Below are 2,999 nucleotides of genomic sequence, written 5' to 3' on the forward strand. Positions count from 1 at the left end.
TTTTTTATGCAACACTTAGTAATAACTCGAGGAGTTAGCTTGAGCAATCAAGTCTAATGAATCTAAGGTTAAGCTACTAAGGGCGCACGGTGGATGCCTTGGCACTAGAAGCCTAAGAAGGACGGGACGAACACCGATATGCTTCGGGGAGCTGTAAGTACGCTTTGATCCGGAGATTTCCGAATGGGGGAACCCACTATCTTTAATAGGATAGTATCCATTTCTGAATACATAGGGAATGGAAGGCAGACCCGGGGAACTGAAACATCTCATTACCCGGAGGAAGAGAAAGCAAACGCGATTTCCTGAGTAGCGGCGAGCGAAACGGAATCAGCCCAAACCAGAGGGCTTGCCCTCTGGGGTTGTAGGACGTCTCTTTGGAGTTACAAAGGCACGGATAGACGAAGCGACCTGGAAAGGTCCATCAGAGAAGGTAACAATCCTGTAGTCAAAATCCGCTGCCCTCCGAGACGGATCCTGAGTACGGCGGGACACGTGAAACCCCGTCGGAATCCGGGAGGACCATCTCCCAAGGCTAAATACTCTCTAGTGACCGATAGTGAACCAGTACCGTGAGGGAAAGGTGAAAAGCACCCCGGAAGGGGAGTGAAAGAGAACCTGAAACCGTGTGCCTACAACTAGTTGGAGCCCGTTAATGGGTGACAGCGTGCCTTTTGTAGAATGAACCGGCGAGTTACGATCCCGTGCAAGGTTAAGCTGATAAGGCGGAGCCGCAGCGAAAGCGAGTCTGAATAGGGCGAAATAGTACGTGGTCGTAGACCCGAAACCAGGTGATCTACCCATGTCCAGGGTGAAGTTCAGGTAACACTGAATGGAGGCCCGAACCCACGCATGTTGAAAAATGCGGGGATGAGGTGTGGGTAGCGGTGAAATGCCAATCGAACCTGGAGATAGCTGGTTCTCTCCGAAATAGCTTTAGGGCTAGCCTCGCGGCAAGAATCTTGGAGGTAGAGCACTGATTGGACTAGGGGTCCTTACCGGATTACCGAATCCAGTCAAACTCCGAATGCCAACGATTTATCCGCGGGAGTCAGACTGCGAGTGATAAGATCCGTAGTCGAGAGGGAAACAGCCCAGACCACCAGCTAAGGTCCCAAAGTATACGTTAAGTGGAAAAGGATGTGGCGTTGCTTAGACAACCAGGATGTTGGCTTAGAAGCAGCCATCATTTAAAGAGTGCGTAATAGCTCACTGGTCGAGTGACGCTGCGCCGAAAATGTACCGGGGCTAAACGTATCACCGAAGCTGTGGATTGTCTTACGACAATGGTAGGAGAGCGTTCTAAGGGCTGTGAAGTCAGACCGAAAGGACTGGTGGAGCGCTTAGAAGTGAGAATGCCGGTATGAGTAGCGAAAGACAAGTGAGAATCTTGTCCGTCGAAAGCCCAAGGTTTCCTGAGGAAGGCTCGTCCGCTCAGGGTTAGTCGGGACCTAAGCCGAGGCCGAAAGGCGTAGGCGATGGATAACAGGTTGATATTCCTGTACCACCTCCTTTCCGTTTGAACGACGGGGGGACGCAGAAAGATAGGGAGAGCGCGCTGCTGGAAATGCGCGTCCAAGCGATTAGGCTGGTGAATAGGCAAATCCGTTCACCGTGAAGGCTGAGTCGTGATGGCGAGGGAAATTTAGTACCGAAGTCCTTGATTCTACGCTGCCAAGAAAAGCCTCTAGTGAGGAAAGAGGTGCCCGTACCGCAAACCGACACAGGTAGGCGAGGAGAGAATCCTAAGACGATCGGGAGAACTCTCGTTAAGGAACTCGGCAAAATGACCCCGTAACTTCGGGAGAAGGGGTGCTTCCTCGGGTTTATAGCCCAGGGGAGCCGCAGTGAAAAGATCCAAGCGACTGTTTAGCAAAAACACAGGTCTCTGCAAAGCCGTAAGGCGAAGTATAGGGGCTGACACCTGCCCGGTGCTGGAAGGTTAAGAGGAGGGGTTATCCCTTACGGGAGAAGCTCTGAATCGAAGCCCCAGTAAACGGCGGCCGTAACTATAACGGTCCTAAGGTAGCGAAATTCCTTGTCGGGTAAGTTCCGACCCGCACGAAAGGTGCAACGACTTGGATACTGTCTCAACGAGAGACCCGGTGAAATTATAGTACCTGTGAAGATGCAGGTTACCCGCGACAGGACGGAAAGACCCCATGGAGCTTTACTGTAGCCTGATATTGGATTTTGGTACAGCTTGTACAGGATAGGTAGGAGCCATAGAAGTCGGACCGCCAGGTTCGATGGAGGCGTCGGTGGGATACTACCCTGGCTGTACTGACATTCTAACCCAGCACCGTGATCCGGTGCGGAGACAGTGTCAGGTGGGCAGTTTGACTGGGGCGGTCGCCTCCTAAAGTGTAACGGAGGCGCCCAAAGGTTCCCTCAGAATGGTTGGAAATCATTCGCAGAGTGTAAAGGCACAAGGGAGCTTGACTGCGAGACCTACAAGTCGAGCAGGGACGAAAGTCGGGCTTAGTGATCCGGTGGTTCCGCATGGAAGGGCCATCGCTCAACGGATAAAAGCTACCCTGGGGATAACAGGCTTATCTCCCCCAAGAGTCCACATCGACGGGGAGGTTTGGCACCTCGATGTCGGCTCATCGCATCCTGGGGCTGAAGTAGGTCCCAAGGGTTGGGCTGTTCGCCCATTAAAGCGGTACGCGAGCTGGGTTCAGAACGTCGTGAGACAGTTCGGTCCCTATCCGTCGCGGGCGCAGGAAATTTGAGAGGAGCTGTCCTTAGTACGAGAGGACCGGGATGGACACACCGCTGGTGTACCAGTTGTTCCGCCAGGAGCATAGCTGGGTAGCTACGTGTGGAAGGGATAAGTGCTGAAAGCATCTAAGCATGAAGCCCCCCTCGAGATGAGATTTCCCACAGCATTAAGCTGGTAAGATCCCTTAGAGATGATGAGGTAGATAGGTTCGGGGTGGAAGCGTGGCAACACGTGGAGCTGACGAATACTAATCGATCGAGGGCTTAACCTAAAA

Annotated in this window: 1 rRNA gene; it reads left to right on the plus strand. The window is 52.7% G+C overall.

Going from position 1 to position 2,999, the window contains the following annotated elements:
- The first annotated feature begins 66 nt into the window (after positions 1–66).
- A 23S ribosomal RNA gene (locus FBF83_RS20490) occupies positions 67–2,996 on the plus strand.
- The last annotated feature ends 3 nt before the right edge of the window (positions 2,997–2,999 follow it).

Source organism: Guptibacillus hwajinpoensis, from assembly GCF_005144865.1.
In the GTDB taxonomy this organism is placed as follows: domain Bacteria; phylum Bacillota; class Bacilli; order Bacillales; family Guptibacillaceae; genus Guptibacillus; species Guptibacillus hwajinpoensis_A.